This is a genomic window from Enterobacter cloacae complex sp. 394F7 (assembly GCF_057320385.1).
This window is the reverse complement of sequence record NZ_JBXWCS010000035.1, coordinates 1-1,293: the sequence shown is the minus strand read 5'-3', so window position 1 is coordinate 1,293 and position 1,293 is coordinate 1. Positions and strand designations below refer to the sequence as shown.

Here is a 1,293-nt window from a genome sequence, read left to right as displayed (position 1 = left end):
GGTATGAACCGGAAACATGGGTGACACTTTAGACCGGATACATGGGTAACAGTTATAACTGGCATAGAAGAGGAGACTCGCTATGCCCTGGACTGAGACCCGACCTATGCAACGCCTTGATTTTATCCGTGCCTGCCATGCAGGTACGGAGTCTTTTTCAGCCCTCTGCCGTCTCTTCGGCATCAGCCGAAAAACCGGTTACAAATGGCTTGAACGTTTTGACCCTTCTGACCTGTCATCTCTCTCTGACCGCTCGCGTGCTCCGCACTCCCACTCCCGGACGGTTCCTGATGCTGTCGCCGGACAGCTTACGGCTCTGAGGCAAAAACATCCTGACTGGGGTCCCAAAAAACTGAGGATGTGGCTCCTCAACCATCATGTCGATTTTACCGTACCGGCTGCCAGCACCATAGGTGATATCCTCAAGCGTGAAGGCCTGGTCCCGGATAAAAAAAGAAAACGCAGAACGCCGGGAAACCGTCAGCCCCTGACGACCATCAGTGAGAACAATCAGGTCTGGAGCGCTGATTTTAAAGGTAAATTCAGGCTGCTGAGCCGGCAATACTGTCATCCCTTCACCCTGACCGACAATCACAGCCGGTATCTTCTGAGCTGTCAGGGAACGGACCGGGAAAGCGAGCCCTTCGTCAGAAAGTGTCTGACGGATGCGTTCCTGGAATACGGTCTGCCGGAAGTACTCCGGACGGACAACGGTCAGCCCTTCGCAGGAACAGGTATAGCCGGATTAAGCCGCCTTGCGGTCTGGCTAATCAAGCTGGGCATCAGACCGGAACGTATCAGAAAGGGGCATCCGGAAGAAAACGGCCGCCATGAGCGAATGCACCGTTCGCTGAAAAGCGCAGTGAAACAGGGCAACACCTTCATGACGATGGAAGAACAACAGCGGTGGTTCAGTGACTACCGGGAAGAATTTAACCACGAAAGGCCACATGAAGCCCTGTCGGGAGCAACGCCCGGAACGGTGTGGCAACCCTCAAGCCGACAATGGGATGGCAGGGTTCCTGAATACACTTATCCGGCAGGGGGTATGGTCTACAGAGTAAAATCGAGGGGAACACTCTATATGGGTAAAAAAGGGACAGTGTTCCTGAGTGAAGCCCTGACTGGCGAGTACATTATGCTCGAAGAACAAGATGATGGCCTGGAGGCCATCATCTTTAACGGAATAACGCTTGCGTACTACGACCGGAAAACCGAGAGTGTGCTCCGGATAGACTAAAAGTGTTACCTATGTTCCCGGTCTGATCTGTCACCTATGTATCCGGTCATACA

General features: G+C 53.1%; 1 protein-coding gene. It reads left to right on the top strand.

The features are described 5' to 3' along the window. Positions 1-82 precede the first annotated feature (82 nt). The gene (locus tag AC2FAK_RS22885) at positions 83-1,240 is read left to right on the top strand and encodes a DDE-type integrase/transposase/recombinase (RefSeq protein ID WP_062857441.1); all 1,158 of its coding nucleotides are present in this window, start codon (positions 83-85) and stop codon (positions 1,238-1,240) included. Positions 1,241-1,293 lie beyond the last annotated feature (53 nt).

Excerpts from the sequence above, each read along its gene's own strand:
- AC2FAK_RS22885 (WP_062857441.1), top strand. The coding sequence starts at position 83 with ATGCCCTGGACTGAGACCCGACCTATGCAACGCCTTGATTTTATCCGT.